Below are 23879 nucleotides of genomic sequence, written 5' to 3'. Positions count from 1 at the left end.
GCCTCCTCCATGATTAATCCATTAGTCCAAGCACCTTGCTTTTAGCAGTGTCACTTGGGTGCACTCTTTTCTCAGCGTTGTGTTCGTGAAAATTTAACCGTTCACGACAATCGCTTTACTTAGGAAAAGGCACACGGATGGCACCTTCCATGATCACTCGAGCACTACGACTCATAATCGCCCTCTCAATTTTCCACCCACTTTCGGTCTGCAACGCTTTCGCACCTACCTTTAAGGTTCCTGACGGGTGGCCAAAGGTCACCGATTCACGTTGGCCTTCACCAGCAGCCAAGTTAACTAACGTACCCGGAACACTTGCAGCAGAAGCAATCGCAACCGCAGCCGTTCCCATCATGGCGTGATGAAGCTGCCCCATCGACAAGGCACGAACCAAAAGATCAGTATCTTCAACAGGAACCGTTTTACCACTTGATGCTTTATAGGTTTGAGGTTTAGCGACAAATGCCACCTTAGGAGTATGTTGACGAGACTCAGCTTCTTCCAAGGTATCAATTAGCCCCATCTCAACTGCACCGTGCGCTCGGATAGATTCAAAAAGTGCCAAGGCTTTTAAATCACTATTAATATCGGATTGAAGTTCAGTTCCACAATAGCCAACAGATTTTGCATCAACAAAGATGGTCGGAATCCCTGCATTGATATAGGTTGCTTTGATACACCCCAATTCAGGGACATCTAAGAAATCGACCACATTTCCAGTTGGAAACATTGAGCCATTACCATCGGCAGGATCTAAGAAATCGACTCGTATTTCTGCCGCAGGAAAAGTCACGCCATCAAGCTCAAAGTCACCTAACTCTTGGACTTCACCATTGGTGATAGGCACATGAACAATAATGGTTTTCTGGATGTTCACTTGCCATACTCGCACCTCAACAACACCGTTTTCAGGGATACGAGTCAAGTCAACCAAGCCACTATGAATAGCGAACGGACCGACCGCTGCGGACAAGTTCCCACAGTTACCACTCCAATCCACAAACGACTTATCTATCGCCACTTGGCCGAATAGGTAATCAACATCGTGATTGGGTTTGCTACTTTTGGAAACAATCACAGTTTTACTGGTACTTGAAGTTGCCCCCCCCATACCATCGGTTTGCTTACCATAAGGATCTGGGCTGCCAATGACTCGTAAGAGTAATTCATCTCTCGCTTCACCCGCCATTTTCGCCGCTTCAGGTAAGTCTTCTAGATTGAAGAAAACCCCTTTGCTCGTGCCTCCTCGCATATAAGTTGCAGGCACTTTGATCTGTTTGTTTGTCATATCAAGCTCCTACTGTGCAAGAAAGTCTTTGGCAAAACGCTGCAATACACCACCAGCGCTGTACACATTCACTTCATCTGCGGTATCTAAACGGCAAGTGACTGGTACATCGAGTTTTTGACCGGTCTTGCGAGTGATCACTAGAGCCAAATCGGAACCGGCTTCAATATCACCGTAAACATCGTAAAGCTCTGTTCCATCCAACTCTAAAGTGTTGCGATTTGTGCCCACTTTGAATTGCAAAGGCAGTACACCCATACCTACGAGGTTGGTTCTATGGATTCGCTCAAACCCTTCAGCAACAATCACTTCAACACCAGCAAGACGAACCCCTTTAGCCGCCCAGTCTCTTGATGAACCTTGTCCATAATCTGCACCAGCAACCACAATCAAAGGCTGTTTGCGATTCATGTAGGTTTCTATCGCTTCCCACATTCGAGTAACCTGCCCTTCGGGCTCAACTCTTGCCAGCGAGCCTTGTATGACAGATCCCGACTCTTTAACCATTTCATTGAATAGTTTTGGGTTGGCAAATGTTGCTCGTTGCGCGGTTAAGTGATCACCTCGATGGGTCGCATAAGAGTTAAAGTCCTCTTCTGGCACTTCCATTTGGGTTAGATACTCTCCTGCCGCGCTAGACGCCAGAATCGCATTGGAAGGCGATAAGTGGTCGGTAGTAATGTTGTCACCAAGAATGGCTAACGGCCTCATACCAGATAGGCATCGCTCTCCCGCAAGAGCCCCTTCCCAGTAAGGCGGACTGCGAATATAGGTACTTTGAGGTCGCCAGTCATAAAGAGGTTCAGTAGTCACCTGTTCCTCGTCTGGCTGGAACATTTTTACGTAGATCTGTTGAAATTGCTGAGGCTTAACATGCTCACCGACAACCGCATCGATCTCTGCATCACTCGGCCATAAATCACTTAAGTAGATCGGTTTTCCGTTGCTGTCTGTACCTAAGCTGTCTTTTTCGATATCAAAGCGAATCGTACCAGCTAAGGCATAAGCAACCACCAATGGCGGTGATGCTAAAAACGCTTGTTTGGCATAAGGGTGAATTCGACCATCGAAGTTTCGATTCCCCGATAGCACAGCGGTCGAATATAGGTCACGGTCGATGATCTCTTGTTGGATTTTGGGATCTAAGGCCCCGCTCATTCCGTTACAGGTAGTGCACGCATAGCCCACGATACCAAAGCCTAATTTTTCTAGCTCAGGAAGCAAACCTGCAGATTCAAGATAGAGCTTGGCAACTTTAGAACCCGGAGCAAAAGACGTTTTCACCCATGGCTTACGAACTAATCCAAGCTGATTGGCCTTCTTAGCCACCAGCGCAGCAGCTACCACGTTTCTTGGGTTACTGGTATTGGTACATGACGTAATTGCAGCAATAATCACAGCACCATCGGGCATTTGGTCATCGCTATATTTCGCCGAATGTTGTTCTTTCCACGATGATTGGCTGATGCCTTGTTTGGCAAGTTCACGGGTCGGTAAACGACGATGTGGATTGGATGGCCCTGCAAGGTTGCGTTCAACTTTCGACAAATCAAACTCAAGCACACGTTCGTATTGAGCGGAATCTAAATCATCGGCCCATAAGCCAGTTTGTTTGGCGTATAACTCGACCAACTCGACCTGTTCAGGCTCGCGTCCTGTCAGCTTTAGGTATTGTATGGTCTGTTCATCGATATAGAACATACCTGCTGTCGCGCCGTATTCTGGCGTCATATTCGATATAGTGGCGCGGTCACCAACAGTCAGAGCACGAGCGCCTTCACCAAAGAACTCTAAGTAACTAGAAACCACTTTTTCATTTCGAAGAAACTCGGCAATCGCGAGCACGATATCCGTTGCAGTGATCCCTTCTTGTCGTTGACCAATTAATTTAACCCCAACGATATCAGGTAGTCGCATCATAGAAGGACGACCTAACATCACCGTCTCAGCTTCCAATCCACCAACCCCAATCGCAACCACACCTAAAGCATCCACGTGAGGAGTATGACTATCAGTACCAACACAAGTATCTGGAAACGCAATTCCTTCTTTAGATTGAACGACTGGCGACATTTTTTCTAAGTTGATTTGATGCATGATCCCGTTACCAGCAGGAATCACATTCACGTTTTTAAAGGCGGTTTTACACCATTCAATAAAGTGAAAACGGTCTTCGTTACGACGTTCTTCGATAGCGCGGTTTTTATCAAACGCTTCGTTATCAAAACCTGCATGCTCTACTGCCAGTGAATGGTCGACAATCAACTGAGTTTCCACAACGGGGTTAACCTTGGCAGGGTCTCCACCTTGATCGGCAATTGCATCTCGTAAGCCTGCTAAATCAACCAAAGCGGTTTGACCTAGAATGTCATGACACACAACGCGCGCAGGGTACCAAGGAAAATCTAAGTCACTCTTACGTTCAATGATCTGTTTTAAGCTGTCTTCAAGGGTTTCAGGATCACAGCGTCTTACTAATTGCTCTGCCAATACTCGCGACGTATACGGCAAGGTTTTATAGCTGCCCGGAGATATCGATTCTATCGCTTCGCAAGCGTCGAAATATTCCAAACCCGTTCCTGGTAAAGCCTTTCGATACTTTCTATTTTCAAGATGTTGGTTTTTTTCAAGTTTTACATCAGACATACTTCCACCATTATCTGTTAGATTCTATTCGTTGTTTCTTGAGGCCTTGTCATATGAAGACGGAAGTCACCTCAAGACATAAGTCGGCTCGTTATAGAGGGCTAACGTAGATGAATAGGTAACCAGTCTTGATGCTCTGGCCCGGTGTAGTCTGCACTTGGACGAATGATGCGATTGTTTTCTCTTTGTTCGAACACATGCGCCGTCCAACCGGTAAGGCGGCTCATCACAAAGATCGGAGTAAACAATTTGGTTGGGATGTCCATGAAGTGATATGCCGATGCATGGAAGAAGTCAGCATTACAGAACAGCCCTTTTTCGCGCTTCATAACCGCTTCAACACGCTCCGAAACGGCGTAAAGCTGTCCATCACCGACTTCCTGAGCCAATTCTTTTGACCAGCGTTTTATTAGCGCATTTCTTGGGTCGCTCTCACGATAAATGGCATGGCCGAAGCCCATAATTTTGTCTTTGTTAGCGAGCATATTCATGATATTCGCTTCCGCTTCATCAACGGTTTGCCAATCTTGGATCATTTCCATCGCCGCTTCATTTGCGCCACCGTGTAATGGGCCTCTTAACGTGCCAATCGCTGCGGTAACACAAGAATGAATGTCAGATAAAGTTGATGCGCAAACTCGAGCCGCAAATGTAGATGCATTAAACTCATGTTCTGCATAAAGCGTCAGTGAACAATGCATCACCTGCTTATGAAGGTCGCTTGGGGTTTTATCCGTTAGCATTTTCAAGAAATAACCGCCAATGCACGCTTCGCTTTGATCCCCAGTATCAATGCGCACACCATCATGGCTAAAGCGATACCAGTAACAGATAATGGCAGGGAAAAGTGCGAGCATACGTTCGGTTGCCGGCAGTTGCTCAGAAAAATCAGACTCTTGCTCTAGATTACCTAGCATTGAACAGCCCGTTCTCATCACATCCATAGGATGAGCGTCTGCGGGGATCAGTTCTAGAGCTGCTTTCAGTGGTTCAGGCAGACCACGTAATCCAACCAATAAGGTCTTATAATCATCAAGCTCTTTAAGGCTTGGCAGATGACCTCTTAGTAATAGATGGGCGACTTCTTCGAATTGAGCATGATTAGCAAGGTCGGTTATGTCATAGCCACGGTAGGTCAAACCCGTTCCTGACTGGCCTACCGTACATAGCGCCGTGACTCCCGCACTTTGTCCTCGTAACCCTGCACCACCTAAAGCTGGCGCACTAATCGGTTTCGTGCTTTCATTTTTGTTACCGTTGCTTTTCGCGGTTGATACATTATCGACAGCTGCTTTGTCACTCAAAGATACAGACATGGTGAACTCCTTTTCTGTGTTAGCCGCCTGCACTCTTTGGTGCTGCCTGTTTATGTGTCCGGTGATCTTTATCATCGGTACTGGATATGGCGACTAACCATTTCACGTTATTGGATTAAGTTGATTTTTGATTAATTGAAACTGGTTTACCCTTCGCTTGAAAACAACTGATCAAGCTTGTTTTCGTAATCATGGTAATTAAGGTGTTCGTAAAGCTCTTTGCGGGTTTGCATTGAGTCCAACAAAGCTTCTTGATTACCTTCAAGCAATAGGTGTTTATAGACATTCTCAGCGGCTTTATTCATCGCACGGAACGCACTCAATGGATAAAGCACCATGTCGACACTTGATTGGGCCAACTCGTTACAGTTGTAGAGTGGCGTTTGGCCAAACTCAGTGATGTTCGCAAGAATAGGCACTTGCTTACCCGTTGCTGATTTCAACGCCGCCGAGAACTTCACATATTGGTCGAGTTGATTCATCGCCTCAGGGAAGATCATGTCTGCGCCCGCTTCAACACAAGCTATCGCTCGCTCAATTGCGCTATCAATGCCTTCAACCGCCAATGCATCCGTACGCGCCATAATCACAAAGCTCTCATCAGTTCTAGCATCGGTTGCCGCTTTGACTCTATCGACCATCTCTTGCTGGCTCACAATCGCTTTATTTGGTCGATGACCACAGCGTTTCTGAGCGACTTGATCTTCCATGTGAATTGCGGCTGCGCCTGCCTTCTCCATCGCTCGAATGGTACGTGCAATATTGAATGCGCCACCAAATCCCGTATCGATATCCACCAGCAAAGGCAAATCACACGCATTGGTAATACGTTCAACATCCACCAACACATCGTTCAATGTCGTAATACCTAAATCAGGTAAACCATAAGATGCATTGGCGATACCTCCACCAGACAAATAAATGGCCTGATGCCCCAAGTTCTTTGCCATCATCGCGCAATACGGATTCACCGTACCAACGATCTGCAATGGGTCGTTGTTTTGCACAGCTTGTCGGAACTTTGCTCCTGCTGATAACTTCATAATGACGCTCCCTGTTAATTGTTTATTTCTAGCTAACCTTTAAGACTTACGGCTTTTGGTTATCGCCAGCACAGATCCGCTGACAGATTCCAATGGTCGCTTAATCAAGATCTTTGGATTGAATTTGTTGCTCTATAAGCAAGCGGCTACCCGAGATGTGTCTTCGCATTAGCATTTCAGCTAACTCTTCATCACGGTTGCGAATCGCTTGGAGGATGTATTTATGTTCATCAAGCGCCTCTTTTGGTCGAGACTGTGCTCTAGGCGATTGGTAGCGATACATGCGTAATAGGTGATAAAGCTCGTCACACAACAACGAAATGAGTTTGCTGTTACGACTCGCTTTAATAATGCGGTAATGGAAATCGAAATCCCCATGTTGATGAAAGTAAGAAGAACCCTCAACTTCATCGATGTGCTTTGAGTGTGTCGACAATAATCCTTCAAGCCCGATAAGCTCTTCTTGTGTTATGTGCCTCGCTGCTAAGCGCGCCGCCATGCCTTCCAATGCCTCTCGCACCGCGTACAGCTCTAGCAGTTTGTCTGCAGAAAAGGTAATAACTCGAGCTCCGACATGAGGAATACGTTCGATCAGGCCAAGCCCTTCGACCCGCATTATCGCTTCACGCAAAGGGCCGCGACTTACCTCGAAGCGTTTAGCCAGTTCAGGTTCAGAAATTTTGCTTCCTGGAGGTAATTCACCGTTCACAATCGCCTCAACGAGGTACTCAGTCAAATTTTCCGACTTGGTGTTTTCTTTGTCACTGACACGTGTTTTCGTATTTGCACTTAAGGTGAGATCTTTTATCGCAGTATTCATATTCACGCTGCTCACTTCTGATTGCTGACCTTAATTGTCAACAATTTCATAACATGAACATAAAATACACGATCAAATTGTCGACAATCAAGCTAATTGTCGACAATTTAGACTAAGGTAGTATTTTTCATAGTCGATAAAAGTTTATTTAAAATACTCTATAAATGATTTAACCAGCTGTTATTTAATAAATTAATCTAACAAAACCCAGAAAAACCTTACTTACCCCTGCAATTCTCAGAAATCAATGTGTCGACAACTTGTCATCCACCTTTTAGATATAGTATTCATTTCTACTTATTAGCGATTTAGACCAAAAAAAAAGAGAAGCAATGATCGCCTCTCTTTATTATTCACAAGATTAACACTCTCAAAATAGGTTAATCACGAGACATCAACATGGTACTTGCCAATAACGACATTCCTATTAGCACTACCCCTAAGTTACCAATCTCACCAGCAAGCCCTAATCCCCCACCAATTAAACAGTAATACAACAATCCTAGAACCGCCCCGGCCGTGCCTGCTTGGTGCTTATAATTGACCAACGCCGTACTAAATATATTAGGACTTGCCATACCAAACCCTACAACCACCGCAGCCATTCCTAATAGAAACCAAAGGCTGTCTTGGTAAAAGTACACCTGAACAGCCCCAATAAAGCTGATGAACACCGCGATCTGAATGAGTCTTTGGGAACCCCATTCTTTTACTAGCAATCGTTTATTCATCGAGCTTCCTAAAACAGATGCTGCCGCTAATATCACGCCACTGTAACCAAATTCAATGGAACTTAAGCCAAACTGGCTGAACATAAATGGCGCTAAAGAATAATAGCTAAACATCATGACATTAAAGCAAGCCACAAGAATCGCACTTTTCCAAATATCCCTATCTTTTAGCATTACCGTGAAAATACCAATAAAACTGACCGTTTTGGTGTCAGCGGGTTTCGTTTCGGGTAAAGAAAAGGCGGATACGATCAGCAATATAAAAGCCATGACAAGCAGTACACTGAACACCACTAAGTGTCCAAAATATTCAGCAATCAATCCTCCTGACATTAAGCCAACAACAGGGCTGATTGATACTGCAACAATTGCTAACGAAAACACTTTCCCTAGCTCTTTGCCTTCATAGCTATCACGCAATATTGTTTGCCCAATAACTGAGCCTACCGCCGCCCCAAAAGCTGAAACAACCCGCGCAATCATGACCATATCAAATTGAGTTGCCGTTATGGCTAACAGGCAACCAACGCCATAAGTAAACAAACCACACAACATGGCTTTTTTGCGTCCAACAAGATCAGAAACTCGCCCCCAAAAAACAACACCCACAGCAAAAGCAATAAAGTAAATCGACAAGGTCTGACTTGCGCTTGCCATTGATACACCAAAATAATCAACTAAGTGTGGCAATACTGGGCTGTAAATAGTTTCAACAATTTGGGGGAACATCAGCAGAATGATGATCAGTCCCATATGGGGTTTTTTATTCATATTATTCTCTTCTAAAACTGGAATAAGAGAAGTATATGGATTTCATTTATGTTCAAATATCAACAGTAGAACAACAAACATCAAAATAAGGACAAATCATGTTGATCGATGACAGCACACCTTTTTATGTTGATGGTATGCCCTACCCCTTTGTTGGCATTGCCGCCCAAATCGGCAGACACGATTCAGGTATGCATACACACAACCGTGCACAATTGTTGTTTGCACCACATGGTTGCATCAGTATTACGCTTGACGGGATGCATTGTGTGTTGCCGCCCACTAAAGTGGCGTGGATACCCGCGGGAATTGAGCATTGCGCAACCATGACCAATGTCGTGGCCTATCGCTCGCTTTATTTTGATCCTCTTCGCATTACAAATTTGCCTAAAGAGTTGAGCATTCTTAACGTCACGCCACTACTAAAGGAGTTGATCGAACGAATGGCTTTTTGGGAATGGGATAAACCTAATGAAGAGCAAAAAAACACATTGGCGTTGTGTTGCGAGGAACTTTCTGTCGCAGAAAAGAATAAGCTAACGCTGCCTTTACCCAAAGATAAACGATTGGCTTTGTGGTTAGAAAAAGTAAAACTAGGAACACAGTTGCCTCAACCACTCAATGAAATGGCCAAGCATATTGGAGCAAGCAGCAAGACCGTTAGCCGATTATTCATCAAAGAAACGGGGATGCCTTACCAAGCTTGGCGTCAACAATGGCGGCTGTTAAGTGCCATTGAGCAATTGTCAGAAAAAAAGAGTGTCTCTGTGGTTGCCCACGAGTTAGAGTTCTCCAGTGACAGTGCGTTTATTCATTTCTTTAAGCAACACACCGGAGAAACCCCAACTCACTACATGAAGTGAGGCCAACAGCCATTCATGCTTTCTGGCAAAGTTAAGCAGCGACGCCTTTAACTAAGTATTTTGATAGGTCTATATGATCGATCTGTTCCGGTTTTAAATACGTTTCGGCATAACGGATATGTGTACCGCTAGTTAGGAACAACCTAAACAGTTCTATATCGAGGTGCTCGTCCAACGCCATTTTGTACATAATATCGACAGCAACACTAATCGGCTTCGCCTTCTTATAAGGCCTATCCGCAGCGGTTAATGCCTCAAAAATATCGGAGATCACCAGAATACGTTCTGGAATGGAAAGATCGTCGCCAGTCAACCTCCTTGGATACCCAGTGCCTTTGAGTGTTTCATGGTGCGTCGATGCATAGCGAGGAACACGACTTAGTTCTTTCGGGAATGGCAGATTTTCAAGCATCTTAACCGTGCCAAGCATATGCTCATTTATCTTGAACCGGTCTTCAGCAGTTAACGTGCCACGTGCAATACTCAGATTGTAGACTTCGCCTAAGTTGTATAGGTGCTCCGGCACATCCATTTTGATTTGATGTTTCGGGTCAAACTCTAACGGCCTATCTCTTTTCACTATATGTTCAGGCTTATCACTTAACAGCGGCTCTGTCGCAGGCAAACTTGAAATCGGTTCTCGATTTAAGGCTTCTACCGGTGATAGGCCAAGTTGATCATCAAAGTTACGGATCCAAGTCGTCTCAGCTATCGAACGAATACGAGCCACTTTGTCATCGCTCATGAACTCACCACCAACGTTTGATATCGCGATAAAGGCAAAGTCATCTTGTAGTTGTTGCTTTGTCGCAGTTAATTCATCGGTTATCTGCTGCGCTGGCAGCGAACCTTCAAGTTGTTTTCTCAAAGCGGTAATTTCCGCATCACGCCAAAGCACTTCAAATCGCGTTCTCACCTCGTGAATTCGATTGTAGTTAGCCTCAAGCTTCGTACCTTTATCGACAATGTGTTCCGGTGTCGTGATCTTGCCACAATCATGAAGCCAAGCCGCAATTCTAAACTCACGACGTTCATCATCATTTTTAAACTCAAAATCTTTGAAATGATCACTTTGTGATTTCTCAGCCGCGTCAGCCAACATCAAGCCAAGTTCTGGTACACGGTTACAGTGCCCAGCAGTATAAGCGGATTTATCATCAATCGCTTGAGCGATGAGCTTGATAAATGATTCAACAAACGCCTCTTGAGTTTGCTCATGCTGTTTAAGTTCTGTCGACATCTCTTTGACTGCAACTGACAACTCCCATATTTCCTTAATTCGAGTATCCAGCACGGTCACACTGTCATAATCACGCAACTTAATCTTGCTCGTCTCTGCTTTTAATTGACGAATAGGACGAACAATAGGCGCACCAAAGATCCAAGCTACCGGTAAGGTTAGGCTCATAAGAAACACAGTCACGCCAATGGAGGTCGCCACTCGCTTGTTCACAGCACTGTAAATTTCCGCTTCTGGTATCGCTACTGCAAAATATTCAGAGTAATGCTCACCTGTCTCAATCTTTTTCAGATATAAGCGCTTAGCTTCACCATTGAGCACAATCTTAACCATGTCGCCTTCGGTGGTCGCTGTCGCGGTTCTATCATAGAGCTCAGTGTAAGGAATAGTTGTGCCTGTATTTAGGGCCGGATGTTGAAACCACTTTTGCGACAATGCGATTTTCTGTTCATCCGTTAATGCCTTTATGGCTTGGTTGATGATTGGTAACAGCTGCTGATGTTTATTCTGCAGCACAATGTGGAACTGATTTGGATAGCTCGCTTTCAAGTCCGAGAGCGCTTCATTAACTTTAAGGTTTGAATGGAAAAACTTACCCAAAGAAAACGAAAGCACGGGTTTCGCATCGAGTATCGCAAAATATTCGCCATTCTCAACAGCATCCAGTGCCGATTCCATATCGGAAAACTCAACAAGATCGATATTAGGGAAGTCTGCTCTCAACTGAGGTGTAATCGACCACCCTGACAGAATCGCGACTTTTTCACCTTCAAGTTCAGCGTAATTCGATAGGGTTTGAACATCACCTCGAGTGACAACAGAGAAAGGCAGTTCATAGATAGCGTCAGTGTATAAACCTTTCACGCCATTGCTTTCGTAGTTCTGAATCGAATGTAGGCCATCAATGCTTCCTTCATTAAATTTGCCGGTTAACGCCGCCCAAGAAAAGCCATTCACAAACTCAAATCTGACTCCACTCATCTCACTTACCATTTTTAGAAGATCAATCGCGTAGCCGTGTGGTTCTCCAGATACAGAGAAATCCATCGGACCCCAATCATTTTGATTCGAGAACAGCAAAGGTGGTGTTTTTTCTATGATGGCTTGTTGGTCAGAAGACCAATTGATTTTACTGGCCTGAGGAAGTTCGACTGTCGTATCCGCATCGCGGTTAGAGGCGATAATGTTGCCGGATTTAGAATATAAGAAAGATTCAACCTGACTGTCTTCATCCAAACCTAACGCGCTTGCAGATAGCTTACTCGCCAAAGAAGACAATACGATATCGATACCTATTACATGCTGCGTGTCGCTCGAGTCCTTTGATTCAAACGCTAAAGAATAAGTTTGGCCCGTGATCTGGAGATGTTGGAAAAGGTAAGGCTGCGTTTTTTCAACAGTCTCTGTATTCGCGGATTCATACCAAGGTCTTGTCGTCGGAAAGTAATTGCTCGGCTCCGTCTTTGACTCTCTGAGGTTAAACTCAAAGTCATAGTATTTGGTCGTGCGGGTACGGCCGGCTTCACTGTCACTGATCTCAATCACGACCCAACGATCTGAGCTATCAGCACCGATTTTATCTCTAACAAACGGAGAAGATTCCAGATTAATGATTTGGAAGAAACGCTCGTTAGAAGAACCTATATAGATACTGTAAAACAGTGGATTGTCTTTTATCGCTTCAGAGAGAATTCCACGCGACTCTTCTCGAGAGATTTGATGGCTAATAGAGCGATGTACTGAAGAGAGTAAACGAGCGGTATTTATCGCATCAGAATCGACGTTACCGATATAGTCGCTTAAGTCCTGAGATACCATGGTCAACTTAGACAAGGTATGTTCAGTCGCCATTTTCTTACTGAAGTAATATTGAAGTGAAACCGCCACGATCGCCGTAAGCACCGTCGCAAGTAAAAACATCCCTCCAACGGTAAACCGCAACGAGATTTTTGTGTTTGCCATTATTCTATCCTTGAATAACCACTAGTCCAGAAATGTAACATGCTAGCAATATTTATATTATTACTACGCCATACCACCTCTAGCAACACATTATTCTATATATCAATTACGAACTCCCCATATCCCCCTCTACGTCGCAATATCATTGTATTTAAATGACATTTAACAATATAAACCAGCAGCCAATTACCATAATTAATTTAATGGTATTAGTTTTCATAAAATAGAAACACCTCACGCCTTTGTTGTCAGGCTTATTATATTATTTACTTTATGCTATAAATTTAGATATAAAACTTTAACATTAAGCCAGTTCGTTGGTATCTACATAACCTTGTGTTAGAACATCTTCGAGCATTATCAGGCGAGCCTATGACGGACAATTTCTCCCCTTCTGCCTGCACCATTGTGGCAAAAGATTCTAAAAACAACGAGCATGCAATCAGTGATTTTACTATTTCTGAGTATTTATCGAAGCCTTTTAAAATCGAGTTAACAATCATCTCAAAGAACTTTGTTATCGATGACCAACTTGGTCAAAAACTCTCTATTACCCGCTTCGTTAATGACACTGATAACTTAACCGCTACCCGAGTATTTAACGGCATTGTCACTCAAGTTCAATTATTGGGTATGGACAGCAACCTGCAATACTCTAGTTACCGCGTCACTCTAAGACCGTGGTTTTGGTTATTGAAACACACTCACTCTTTCCGGGTTTATCAAAGCCAATCGACTAAAGACATTGTTTCAGACGTGTTAACCCAAGCAGGTTTCAGTGGCTCCTTTAAAGCAGGCACGATGCCCTCATCGAAACGCGAATATTGCGTTCAATACGATGAAAGCGACTTTGATTTTGTAACACGCTTATTGGCAGAGGAAGGCGTTCACTACTTTTTCCAACACAGCGATTCCGATCATCTAATGATGCTTCAGGACGCGCAGAGCCCTTTTCAAAAATCGGATGCTAGCAAACTCGACATGATTGAGGTCCCTTCAGGCAGTAATCCACTCATCAATAAATGGATGCCACAAGGTCAGTTTCATGGTGCCAGCATCGAGTTAACCAGTTATGACTACTCACAGACTAAACTTGTGAGTAGCAAAGAGAAGAAATCCAGCCATACGATCGCTAACAACACCAAGTTAACGAAACAGTTTTACCCGAAACTTGGCATCACCGGTGGAATGGAAGATCTCGCCAGCAACCTAGTTAAACGACGTATCGAACAACTAGAACAAAACTATCAAACTGTCGAAGCCGAAGCACAGCACGATTCATTTGAATTAGGTACGTGGTTCTCACTGTCATCCCACTTAGACAAATCTCAACTCGGCGATTATCTGGTCACAGAACTCCACATTCGATACAACACTGACAATCACTGTGAGGCACGCCTCACCCTACTTGATACTTCAATTCCTAATTACCCGACACCGCAAGATAAGGCCAGAATACACGGCCTGCAAAGCGCAATTGTCGCAGGAAGCACCGCGGGTGAGATCAATCAAGATGACCAAGGCAGAGTTCGTATTCAGTTTCACTGGGATACGGAAGCCTCTGGTGACAAAACAAGTTGTTATGTGCGCGTCGCCCAAATGATGGCAGGCAGTGGTTATGGTGCTCAGCTTATTCCGAGAGTAGGACAAGAGGTACTGGTCAGCTTTATTGATGGCGACCCTGACCAACCGATTATTACAGGAAGTGTTTATAACAGTAAAAATCCGCCGCCTTACAAAGAAGCTAACTCGACGAAAACAGGCATTAGCACGAAGTTGAGTGGGTTGGCGAATGAGCTCTATTTCGATGATAAGAAAGACAATGAGCTCTTGTACATGCACGCGAGCAAAGACTTCACCAAAGAAGTCGAGAACAACCTGACTGAGACAATCAAAGGCGAACTGCTTCAGAAAACAACGAAGCAAGTTACCGTCTCAACAGAAGATAATTACACACTTAGCTCAGACAAAGCGATCAGTGAGAAAGGCAAATCCATCTCGCTAGAAGCCGATGACAAAATAGAGCTAACGGTAGGATCGAGCAAGATCACCATGTCCTCATCTTCCATCAGTATCGAAGCCAGCAATATTGATATCAAAGCGAGCAGCGCACTCAACCTCGAAGGGATGAATGTGACGAGCAAGGCAACATCCGCCAACAAGATATCAGGTGTAACAACCGCTCTCGAAGCAACAAGCTCCAACAGTATTAAAGGGCTCAGTGTCGCCATTAAAGCGGATACAACACTCTCAGCTGAAGGCTCATTAAGTGCCGAATTCAAATCAGGTTTGAAAGGCACTTTTGATGGCGGAGTGATGGGCGAGCTGAAAGGCGCAATTGTTAAGGTGAATTAATGTATTCAAAAAAGTCACCTATCAATCTCAATCGCGATGGAAGTTCATCAGTCACCACGGACATAATTCAGGTAGAACGAAAACATGTATAAGAAAATTCCATATCAGACTGGCAGGCAACTGCTCGACAGGTTCTCGAGCTCTGACGAAGCACAAGCACTGATTGATGAAGATCTCAACATTGATGATTCCATTGAAGCTTTGTTGGAAAGCGAACTCTATTTCGACTTGGTTCAGTTCCTTGCGCACGGGCTGCCTGTTCGAGAAGCCATTTGGTGGGGTGCACATACACTCGATGCAAGAAATGATGTGTGGTCTACAATGCAAAAGCAGTGTATTTCAACAGCCAAGGCTTGGGTTAAGTCGCCTTCAGAAGAACAGAGACGAAAGAGTGAGCTATTTTCCAACAAGCTTAAATTAAATTGTGGCCCATCTTGGTTGGCTCAAGCCGTATTCTGGAATGGCGCTGGCAGTATTGTTGCGCCAGATTTACCTACGGTTTTACCCGACCCGTTCCTATACTCTAAGGCTGTGGCAGGTGCTGTAAATCACTCTGCAGCACTACCCAATTGGGATAAAACCAATGAATACTATAAGAAATCCATTGGTATTGCTCTAGAGCTTGCCAAAGGCAACCAATCATAAAAGTTACAGATGACAGGAGTTACTGATGACATTAGCTGCACGATTAACGGACATGCATGTTTGCCCAATGCAGACACCTGCGGTTCCGCCGATTCCTCACGTTGGCGGGCCAATCAGTGGACCCGGTGTACCCACTGTTCTCATTGGTAATATGCCAGCCGCCACGCTTGGGGACATGTGCGTATGTGTTGGAACTCCAGACAGCATCATTAAAGGCAGTGCTACCGTACTCATAATGAGTAAACCCGCTGCGCGTATGGGCGATACAACGAGCCATGGCGGCACGATTGTTCTTGGCATGCCAACTGTGATGATTGGAGGCTAAATACCTTACTTTTCATGGGGTTTCAAAAAACCGTGACATCGGTCCACTTTCTTAGATGAAGTTCAAAGTTTTAAGTAAATATCTATTTTGCATGAGACTTTTCACGAAAAAGCTCTAGAATTAATAAATGTTAACAAGTGTTTGCGAAACATAAGGATTATGTATCAAATATGACACTTTGGTGCGATCGGGATAACAATAGATTTTTACAGGATGTATATGACAGAAATCGCTCACCTACTTGTTCCAATCTCAGATGAAGAGCCTTCAGGCTCTTATTTGAAGTTAGATCGCAGTGCCTATCGCAGTTTAAGAAACTTTTACAATAGCGCTCAATCTTCATTTCGACAGCTGGTTGAAACCCCTGATGCATCGTCTGACCCCGCTATTGTTGACGCCAACGCAAAAAACTGGGCTGAGCTGAGAAAGGTCTCAGAAGAAACTCTTACTTCCCAATCTAAAGACCTAGAAATATTAAGTTGGTATGTCACTAGCCAACTTTTCACTTCACAGCCATTTCATAACTTTGCTAATGCTGTCCCTGCTTTAAATCTATTCATCGACCAATTTTGGGATACGCTTAATCCAATGCCGCCAGAAGCTAAACTCAAAGCTTCTGACGACGCAGGGAAAGCAAAGGAAATAACTGAGTTTCGGACTAAACCCCTACTTCAACTCGTAGGTGAGTCTGTTGACTCAAGTTCTGTGTATATCCCCTTTCAAATGCTCGATTTTTGCTGTGGTGTCACATTTGGTGATTACCTCACAGCTGAGCGTAAAGGCAACATTGCAGAACTGAAAGAAACAGCGTTAGGTTCATTTGATCAAAGCGTTTCACAGACACTCTTTCAATTGGCTAGTATTTATAGTGAATTGGAAGTTGCCGAAAAAAAACTAGCTGAAAAATGCCAAGCCGTTGGCGCAACCGTTATCAGTTTCAACTTCATCAAGGCCAACGTACGTGATCTGATTAAAGGGATACATTTTCTTGTTGGAGAAAAATTCACGCCTTGGCCTTTAGACAATGACTTCCACGTTCTACAGAGCACAGCTGAGGAACCTCAGCAAGGCGATTCGATACATTCGGCATCTAGGCAAGCGAATTCATCCTCGAACGACTCAGGTTCTGAACCTGAAGCAAGCCTAAATTCAGGGCAAGCTAACCCCGAAAATCAAGGCAACGGAAGTATTGCTAGTGGCAGCAGTCCAGTTCAAACAACTAACGGTCAATCCGCTCAAACTCAAATGACCGTACAAAATGTATCGAGCATCAACGGCATTGTGAATCGTGACCATGCGTTTCAAGAGATTAGAAGAATCGCGGAATACTTTAAAGAAACAGAACCTCATAGCCCTATCGCCTTCTTACTCGAACGTTCAATTCGTTGGGGTTATATGAGCTTTCCTGAGTTACTCAAAGAAATGGTTGGCAATGAAAGTGTCATAGCCCAAATCAATCAAATGACCGGAATGGACAACTTAGACAAGACAGACTTGTCAGGAAAGTCGGTTCCCGTAACAACTTTCGCTCCGGAGAAGATTCCGATAGCGACACCTACTATTAAAGAGCCAGCAGCAATATCGCCAGTTCCTGATAGTTCAAACAGTACGACAGATACAAACCAAACATCTGAATCTACTTCCACTTCATCATCGAGCAGCCTGCAAGATTTTGAGTGGTAGAGCACATTAATGCGTTGAGCAAGGAGAAAGTAATGGCTTCTATTTTTATGAGAATTGATGGTACGACACCAAAAGGTGCAGCAACTGTAGAGAAAATCGGGGGTAAAGATGGATTCTTTGCACTTGATAGCGTTTCTTGGAGTGCAGTGCGCGGTGTTGGTATCGATGTAGGTAATGCAAACAATGCGGATCAAGGCATGGTTGCTCTTGGTGAAGTCAACATGACTCGTGGCTGCGATGGTGCAACACCACATCTAACCACTTTTTTATATGCGCCGGGTCCAGAAGGTCGCACCGTTGAAATCGTAATGACAAAACCAAACCGTGAAGGTTCTGGTGCTGATCCATACCTGATTCTAACGCTAAAAATGGCTCGTATGTCTAGCTACAACATGTCAGGTACGGATGGTTCACTTCCAAGCGAATCTTTCAGCCTAACCTACACTGAAATTTCTAAGGCTTACTACATTGAATCCGACGGCGGTAAGATCGAGAAAGGTCCAGAGGTTGGCTTCGATGCTACAACAGCTAAAGTCACTTCAACTGCTAAGTAATTAAACAAGGAGAGTTACCGTGGCACTAAATTCCCAACATAAACGCGTAAGTAAGAACCGCGTAAGTATTACCTATGACGTTGAGACTAATGGCGCTGTAGAAACCAAAGAGCTCCCTTTTGTTGTTGGGGTTATTGGTGACTACTCAGGCCATAAGCAAGATAAAGAAGAAGTGGAAGATCGTACCTTCTATAACGTTGATAAAGACAACTTCGACACGGTAATGAAGCGCGTTGGTCCAGAGCTATCATTAAAAGTCGATAACGTTCTAGCGGGTGATGACAGCCAGTTTGCGGCGAGTCTTAAGTTCAATTCGATGAAAGATTTTGAACCTGAAGCGATTATCGAACAGGTAGAACCGCTTAAGAAGCTAGTCGAAACCCGTAATCAACTGAAGGTACTTCTTTCTAAAGCCGATCGTTCACGCGATCTTGAAAAGTTACTTAAAGAAGTTTTACAAAGTGCAGATACGATTAATGCTCTTTCTGATGAGCTTGGTATTAAAGAAGAAGGAGCTGAGTAATGAGTACTGAAACTGAGAATCAAGCGCAACCGGAGGCAGCGGAAGGCTCACTGAGCTTCCTAGACCGTGCGATTGAGGCAACCACTCAAACTCCCGCTGACACCACGAAAGAACTGTTTTCTGTACTAACAGAGCAAGCACTTTCTGGCACTGTGACGTGGGATAAAAACGTTACAAAAACGATTGAAAACGCTATCTCTGAGATCGATAAGAAACTGTCTCAACAACTTTCTGAAGTCATGCAACAAAAAGACCTACAGAAACTAGAAGGTTCTTGGCGTGGTCTTCAAAAACTCGTTAAAGAGAGTGAACTTGGCCGTGACTTAAAGATCAAAATGGTCGATTACACTCAAGAAGAGTTGCTTGATCAATTCGAAGATGCGCCTGCGATTGACCGTAGCCCACTATTCAATGCTGTTTACCAAGGCGAATTCGGTACTGCTGGTGGTGAACCTTACGGTACATTCATTGGCGATTACGAGTTTAGCGCTAAAGATGAAGATGTTGCTCTACTTCGCTACATGGGTGAAGTTGCTGCCGCGTGTCACGCACCATTCATTGCCGCTGCAAATGCAGAGATGTTTGAGTTTAACGACTTCCAAACATTCTCTGAAGGCAAACCAGTAGCCGCTGGTTTCGACTCTCCTGCTTACGCAGCGTGGAATTCTTTCCGTGAGAGTGATGATGCTCGTTACGTAACCCTAACACTGCCTCGAACTCTGGCTCGTCTACCATATGGTGACAAAGGTTTGAGCACTGATATCTTCGCTTATGAAGAGCTTGGTACAGATATGGATGGCAACCCTAAGCCAACCAGTAATGACCAATTAGTTTGGTCGAACGCTGCATATGACCTGGGTCTTAAAATGACTCAAGCTTATACCGCTTCAGGTTGGTGTACTTCCATTCGCGGACTTGATAACGGCGGTAAGGTAGAAAACCTTCCTAACTTAACTTACAAGTCTGAAGCTGGCGATCTACTTCAGCAATGCCCAACCGAAGTGAACCTAACTGACGAGCGCGAGAAAGAGCTGTCAGACCTTGGTTTCCTTCCTTTGGTTCACTACAAAAGCTCTAACTACGCAGTATTCATCGGTGGTCAAACAACGCAAAAGCCTAAAACCTTCACTGACCCTGACGCTACGGCGAACGCTGCAATTTCTGCTCGCCTGCCTTACATCATGGCGAGTAGCCGTATCGCTCACTATTTGAAAGTAATGGGCCGAGACAAATTAGGCTCGAATCTTGAAGCTCCAGATATTAAACGAGAGCTACAACTGTGGATCGACCAATACACCAACGCTGGTGCCATTGGTAATGAGCAACGTGCAAGAACGCCTCTTTGCGAATCTCGCATTGAAGTGGTCGAGCAGCCAGGTAAGCCGGGAGCCTACTCAGCTGTCGCTCATTTAAGACCTTGGTTACAACTTGAAGAACTGACTACCTCAGTTCGAATGGTTGCTAAGATTCCAGGCTAATATGGATTTGGCCGGAGCAATCCGGCCAAAAATTTTGTATGAAGTTAAATACAGAATGGCAAAACAAATTCAACCAATTAGATGACACAGATAATACCTTTATGAAAGAGGCTTTATCTCTGTTATCTGATCTAGACAAACACTCCTTAAGCTCTAAACCCTCACTAATTTCATTGATATCAACACTTATATCAACAATAGATAAAGAGCTCAGCTTACAACTTGATGAGGTCTTACATGAACCAGAGTTCCAAAAGCTAGAACGTAACTGGCTAAGCCTTCAACAACTCGTCTCCTTGCCCGTCAGCTATCAAAGATCTCATGTGAAGCTGCTCGATATGAATTGGGCAGAAATTTCCAGCGACGTCAATCAAGCCTATTCAACCAAATCCAGTGACTTATATAACAAGATAGGCAATAACGAATTGAATACCTTGGGGGGACACCCCTTTGGTTGCATCACATTCAGCCACTCTATCTCGATGGACATCGATTTTGACGCCGATTACGACGATCTGTTTACCGTAGAGCTGCTAGGTAAGTTAGGCGAAGCCACACTGTGTCCCATGTTGTTCTCACCAGTATCAACATTTTTTGGTGAAAATGGGGCTGATTGGTTATCCGATATAGAACGTATCAACAAGATTCTTTCAGGTCCCGATTATAAAGCGTGGCAAGATTTACGTAACAAGCCCAGCTCTCGCTTTATTGGTATGGCACTACCTCAAGTTCGCCTTCGGGATGCTTACAAAAATAGACGATCTGGCTTCATTTACAATGAGCAAGGCCAAGGTTCCTGGGGGCTAGCCAATATGGTGCTGGCGACCACTATCATGAGAGAATTTCATCGTGTGAATTGGTTTGGTTTTTTGAAATCTCGCTGGAACGACAAGCTTCAAGGGGCGGTCATTAATCTCCCTGCGAATCACTATTTCGACAGCCATTTACAAAAGCCCATAACGGACATTAGTTTGTTCGGACAGCTGTCGAATTTCTACGCACAGAGTGGCTTTATTCCATTAACGAAGAGTCCTCTAACCGACAAATTTTACTTCAATGGCAACAATTCTATCTGGCAATGCGGACAAAGTGACAATGACAAAGTGCTTACCCAGATTCAAACCACACTGATGTCTTGCAGAATCGCTCACTACTTAAAAGTTCAAGTAAGAGAGATGATCGGTAGCTTCAACAATGCCACAGAATGTGAGTTGTTTTTGACACACTGGATAGAGAAATTCTCAAGTAACGTTTCATTTGCCAATGAAGAAACCTTATCCAAATACCCGTTGAGTTTCGCTAAGGTGAGTGTCACAGAGTCAAGTTCACAAGCTGGCAGCTTCGCTTGTACTCTACGCATCGTTCCTCAATACCAGTTTGATTATTTCAGTGGTGAAGTGGTTCTGACCACCGACCTGAACGAGGTGGCATAATGAGCTTTTGGAAGACCTTCATCAGTGATTCGAAGCCTTATAAGGATGCAGAGGTCGAAGACATCAAGTTCCATCTCACTAAACTCTTAGAAGCCGAGGCATCACTGACAGACATTGATAACAGGTTGGTCGAAGTAAACCGTTCCAACTTGAAGTTTGGTATCGAAGATATTCAGTTATTGAGTGCAACCTTAGAAAAGACTCAGCTTACCTTACGTATCGAAACATGGATTAAAAGCTTTGAGCCAAGACTGCACGACATATCCGTTGAGCTCGGAGAACGTAAAGAAGGCGACAACTCACTGTCGTTCAACATCATTGCCAAGGTTAAAACTAGCTATGGTGAACAAGACCTTATCTTTGATTCCAAAATCGCATTAAGCGACTTAACGACCTCCTTAGAAGAAGATAACTATGACTGAACCTATTATGCGTTACTTCGAGCAGGAACTGGCCTTTGTGCGCCGTTCATTAGGACAGTTTGGTCAGGAATACCCGACGCACGCTGAAAAACTCAATATTCATCAAGGTAAGATTGAAGATCCGAGCATGGCTCGCTTATTAGACGGCGTCGCTTTATTGAACGCGAAAGTAGAAAAGAAGCTCTCTGAACAACTACCTGAGGTTATTGAAGGCATTTTGAGTGTTCTCTACCCTTCTTATATTCAAACGGTTCCCAGTGTCGCTTATCTTGAATTACTTGCCGAAGATGGCCCCATTGAATCAAGTACGTTGCCAAAAGGCTCGTTGTTTTCGAGCACCAACACCAAAAACGAATGTCTATTTAGAACCGTTGACGAGCTCAAAATTGCCCCATTTAACCTGAGTAATATCAAAGCACTAAGCGCGCCGTTTAGCTTTAATAGGCCTAAGTCAGCCAATCAAAGCTCCGCTGTTGTTCAGGTCTCTCTTAGCACTGGCGATCCAGAAGTACATTTTAGCCATTTAGAATTGAATGACCTCGACTTCTTCGTCAAAGGTTTCGAAAATAACGCAGACTCACTAGTTGAGCTTCTTCTCAGCAATACCTTATCGATTTCAATTTCAGACAGTGAATACGCTCGACACATTCCCGTTGATAGCCACCAGCTTAAGAACCGAATCAGCGATCTTGAATTCAAGTTTTTACCTGAGCACGGTAATCAATTCACGGGTTACCAACTGATTAACGAATTCTTCTTTTTTAAAGAGAAGCGCCAATTCTTTAGACTTAAGAACTTTGCCGAATACGCCAGCCAATTTGACGAATCTGAAATCATCATTAACTTGTTCATGTCGTCATTACCGTCTGAGTTTATCCGTCTATTCAATAAGGATGTCTTCAAGCTTAATGTGATACCTGCAATTAACTTGTTTGAACAAACAGGCGAACCGATCCCGTACGATCACAGAACTCTATCGGTACCAGTCAATGCCGACGCGCATAGTGACAACAATATCGAAATCATTGAAATTCAGAAGGTGTATGAAATCACGCCTAACGGTGAAATACCGTTAGTCCCTCTTTTTAAAGAAAAATACTCGCACAACCAACAGTACGATTACTGGCAAAGTAAACACAATCACTTCGGTGAAATGAGCATCGCTATTTCATTATCTGAAACGCCAGATAATGAATTTAGTAAGCTACTGGGTACTAGCCTACTGTGCACGAATGGTAAGCAAGCTTGTGGTGTAAGCGGTACATTAGAATGCCTAGAAAGCATTGATTTGCCCGGTGATTTTTCACCTATTTATCCGCCTTCAGCACCCATCACAAAGGAAGTAGACCAAAACATCCATTGGGAATTTATTAGCTTACTGAACACCAACTTTTCATCATTGGTGCAATCAAGTAATCCAGTGGCCGACCTTAAACACATGTTGAGTTTGTGCAGTCGTGAACAGGTATCAAGCGCTGAAATCCAGATGATTCACTCTATTACATTCAACTCCCAAGTGTCCGCTATTCGCGTGTTGGGCAAGAACGTGTTCTCTCCCGGAACCGAGATTGAACTGACACTTGATGCGACCTCCCCTTATTTAGCGTTTGCCGATGTGTTGAATCGCTTCTTCCAGCAGTTTTGTAGCTTTGACCGATATATCCAACTCAAGGTCCGTATCTACGGACGAGATGGTGTGATCAAGAAGTACCCTAAAATTCACGGTAGTCAATTGTGCTTATAACTCAGAGAATGTCAGTAGCTCTACGAATGTCAGTAAC

18 protein-coding genes are annotated in these 23879 nt (G+C 44.1%); 11 read left to right on the top strand and 7 right to left on the bottom strand.

Translation table 11 applies throughout. From position 1 onward, the window contains the following. Window positions 1–115: 115 nt before the first annotated feature. From prpF to AACW75_RS06020, 6 genes are all read right to left on the bottom strand, one after another. On the bottom strand, window positions 116–1288 hold the full coding sequence (prpF, locus tag AACW75_RS06045) for a 2-methylaconitate cis-trans isomerase PrpF (RefSeq protein ID WP_145570284.1): 1173 nt from the start codon (window positions 1286–1288) through the stop codon (window positions 116–118). A gap of 9 nt (window positions 1289–1297) precedes the next feature. Then, window positions 1298–3934 carry a Fe/S-dependent 2-methylisocitrate dehydratase AcnD gene (acnD, locus tag AACW75_RS06040; RefSeq protein WP_237297676.1) on the bottom strand — a complete coding sequence of 879 codons (2637 nt, stop codon included), beginning with the start codon at window positions 3932–3934 and terminating at the stop codon, window positions 1298–1300. A gap of 101 nt (window positions 3935–4035) precedes the next feature. Beyond that, window positions 4036–5250 (bottom strand): bifunctional 2-methylcitrate synthase/citrate synthase, encoded by a 1215-nt coding sequence (gene prpC / locus AACW75_RS06035; RefSeq protein ID WP_145570280.1) that lies wholly within the window; start codon window positions 5248–5250, stop codon window positions 4036–4038. 146 nt (window positions 5251–5396) lie between these two features. Further along, window positions 5397–6293 (bottom strand): methylisocitrate lyase, encoded by an 897-nt coding sequence (gene prpB, locus AACW75_RS06030; protein WP_145570277.1) that lies wholly within the window; start codon window positions 6291–6293, stop codon window positions 5397–5399. A gap of 100 nt (window positions 6294–6393) precedes the next feature. Continuing rightward, window positions 6394–7113 (bottom strand): GntR family transcriptional regulator, encoded by a 720-nt coding sequence (locus AACW75_RS06025; RefSeq protein WP_017089060.1) that lies wholly within the window; start codon window positions 7111–7113, stop codon window positions 6394–6396. 380 nt (window positions 7114–7493) lie between these two features. Further along, window positions 7494–8615, bottom strand: a complete 1122-nt coding sequence (locus AACW75_RS06020) for a multidrug effflux MFS transporter (RefSeq protein ID WP_145570273.1) — start codon at window positions 8613–8615, stop codon at window positions 7494–7496. Window positions 8616–8713: 98 nt separating this feature from the next. Between AACW75_RS06020 and AACW75_RS06015 the strand changes: the two genes are divergently transcribed. Beyond that, window positions 8714–9478, top strand: coding sequence for an AraC family transcriptional regulator (locus tag AACW75_RS06015; protein WP_145570271.1), 765 nt, complete (start codon window positions 8714–8716; stop codon window positions 9476–9478). A gap of 31 nt (window positions 9479–9509) precedes the next feature. On the opposite strand, the gene AACW75_RS06010 is transcribed toward AACW75_RS06015, so the two are convergent. After that, on the bottom strand, window positions 9510–12680 hold the full coding sequence (locus AACW75_RS06010) for an HD domain-containing phosphohydrolase (protein ID WP_237297674.1): 3171 nt from the start codon (window positions 12678–12680) through the stop codon (window positions 9510–9512). 372 nt (window positions 12681–13052) lie between these two features. Here AACW75_RS06010 and AACW75_RS06005 point away from each other — a divergent pair, with 372 nt between their 5' ends. The 10 genes from AACW75_RS06005 (at window position 13053) to tssF (ending at window position 23842) form a co-directional block, all read left to right on the top strand. Further along, window positions 13053–15035, top strand: coding sequence for a type VI secretion system Vgr family protein (locus AACW75_RS06005; RefSeq protein ID WP_145570266.1), 1983 nt, complete (start codon window positions 13053–13055; stop codon window positions 15033–15035). An 84-nt stretch (window positions 15036–15119) separates the two neighbouring features. Beyond that, window positions 15120–15680, top strand: a complete 561-nt coding sequence (locus AACW75_RS06000; protein WP_237297673.1) for a DUF6931 family protein — start codon at window positions 15120–15122, stop codon at window positions 15678–15680. A gap of 25 nt (window positions 15681–15705) precedes the next feature. After that, a complete protein-coding gene (locus tag AACW75_RS05995) occupies window positions 15706–16005 on the top strand; it encodes a PAAR domain-containing protein (RefSeq protein ID WP_145570262.1) in 300 nt (99 codons plus the stop codon). A 219-nt stretch (window positions 16006–16224) separates the two neighbouring features. Beyond that, a complete protein-coding gene (locus tag AACW75_RS05990; protein WP_145570260.1) occupies window positions 16225–17688 on the top strand; it encodes a type VI secretion system protein TssA in 1464 nt (487 codons plus the stop codon). 32 nt (window positions 17689–17720) lie between these two features. After that, window positions 17721–18242 (top strand): Hcp family type VI secretion system effector, encoded by a 522-nt coding sequence (locus AACW75_RS05985; protein WP_065111266.1) that lies wholly within the window; start codon window positions 17721–17723, stop codon window positions 18240–18242. Window positions 18243–18261: 19 nt separating this feature from the next. Beyond that, on the top strand, window positions 18262–18765 hold the full coding sequence (tssB, locus tag AACW75_RS05980; RefSeq protein ID WP_017110737.1) for a type VI secretion system contractile sheath small subunit: 504 nt from the start codon (window positions 18262–18264) through the stop codon (window positions 18763–18765). Then, a complete protein-coding gene (gene tssC / locus AACW75_RS05975) occupies window positions 18765–20243 on the top strand; it encodes a type VI secretion system contractile sheath large subunit (RefSeq protein WP_145570258.1) in 1479 nt (492 codons plus the stop codon). The genes tssB and tssC overlap by 1 nt, the downstream gene beginning before the upstream one ends. Before the next feature lie 38 nt (window positions 20244–20281). Continuing rightward, window positions 20282–21676 (top strand): type VI secretion system contractile sheath domain-containing protein, encoded by a 1395-nt coding sequence (locus tag AACW75_RS05970; protein WP_145570256.1) that lies wholly within the window; start codon window positions 20282–20284, stop codon window positions 21674–21676. Beyond that, entirely contained in the window at window positions 21676–22098 is a 423-nt protein-coding gene (locus AACW75_RS05965; protein WP_145570255.1) for a GPW/gp25 family protein, read from the top strand. Before AACW75_RS05970 ends, AACW75_RS05965 begins: the two co-directional genes overlap by 1 nt. Continuing rightward, complete coding sequence (tssF, locus tag AACW75_RS05960) at window positions 22091–23842, top strand: type VI secretion system baseplate subunit TssF (protein WP_145570253.1); 1752 nt, start codon at window positions 22091–22093, stop codon at window positions 23840–23842. The genes AACW75_RS05965 and tssF overlap by 8 nt, the downstream gene beginning before the upstream one ends. Window positions 23843–23879 lie beyond the last annotated feature (37 nt).

The sequence above is a fragment of the Vibrio sp. L3-7 genome (assembly GCF_963898195.1).
Lineage (GTDB): Bacteria > Pseudomonadota > Gammaproteobacteria > Enterobacterales > Vibrionaceae > Vibrio > Vibrio echinoideorum.
Note: the sequence above shows the minus strand (reverse complement) of the source record. Positions and strands in the feature narration are given on the sequence as shown.

Bases quoted from the DNA above. Each gene is read 5' to 3' on its own strand.
- prpF (WP_145570284.1), bottom strand. From the start codon at position 1,288: ATGACAAACAAACAGATCAAAGTGCCTGCAACTTATATGCGAGGAGGC.
- acnD (WP_237297676.1), bottom strand. From the start codon at position 3,934: ATGTCTGATGTAAAACTTGAAAAAAACCAACATCTTGAAAATAGAAAG.
- prpC (WP_145570280.1), bottom strand. From the start codon at position 5,250: ATGTCTGTATCTTTGAGTGACAAAGCAGCTGTCGATAATGTATCAACC.
- prpB (WP_145570277.1), bottom strand. From the start codon at position 6,293: ATGAAGTTATCAGCAGGAGCAAAGTTCCGACAAGCTGTGCAAAACAAC.
- AACW75_RS06025 (WP_017089060.1), bottom strand. From the start codon at position 7,113: ATGAATACTGCGATAAAAGATCTCACCTTAAGTGCAAATACGAAAACA.
- AACW75_RS06020 (WP_145570273.1), bottom strand. From the start codon at position 8,615: ATGAATAAAAAACCCCATATGGGACTGATCATCATTCTGCTGATGTTC.
- AACW75_RS06015 (WP_145570271.1), top strand. From the start codon at position 8,714: ATGTTGATCGATGACAGCACACCTTTTTATGTTGATGGTATGCCCTAC.
- AACW75_RS06010 (WP_237297674.1), bottom strand. From the start codon at position 12,680: ATGGCAAACACAAAAATCTCGTTGCGGTTTACCGTTGGAGGGATGTTT.
- AACW75_RS06005 (WP_145570266.1), top strand. From the start codon at position 13,053: ATGACGGACAATTTCTCCCCTTCTGCCTGCACCATTGTGGCAAAAGAT.
- AACW75_RS06000 (WP_237297673.1), top strand. From the start codon at position 15,120: ATGTATAAGAAAATTCCATATCAGACTGGCAGGCAACTGCTCGACAGG.
- AACW75_RS05995 (WP_145570262.1), top strand. From the start codon at position 15,706: ATGACATTAGCTGCACGATTAACGGACATGCATGTTTGCCCAATGCAG.
- AACW75_RS05990 (WP_145570260.1), top strand. From the start codon at position 16,225: ATGACAGAAATCGCTCACCTACTTGTTCCAATCTCAGATGAAGAGCCT.
- AACW75_RS05985 (WP_065111266.1), top strand. From the start codon at position 17,721: ATGGCTTCTATTTTTATGAGAATTGATGGTACGACACCAAAAGGTGCA.
- tssC (WP_145570258.1), top strand. From the start codon at position 18,765: ATGAGTACTGAAACTGAGAATCAAGCGCAACCGGAGGCAGCGGAAGGC.
- AACW75_RS05970 (WP_145570256.1), top strand. From the start codon at position 20,282: ATGAAGTTAAATACAGAATGGCAAAACAAATTCAACCAATTAGATGAC.
- AACW75_RS05965 (WP_145570255.1), top strand. From the start codon at position 21,676: ATGAGCTTTTGGAAGACCTTCATCAGTGATTCGAAGCCTTATAAGGAT.
- tssF (WP_145570253.1), top strand. From the start codon at position 22,091: ATGACTGAACCTATTATGCGTTACTTCGAGCAGGAACTGGCCTTTGTG.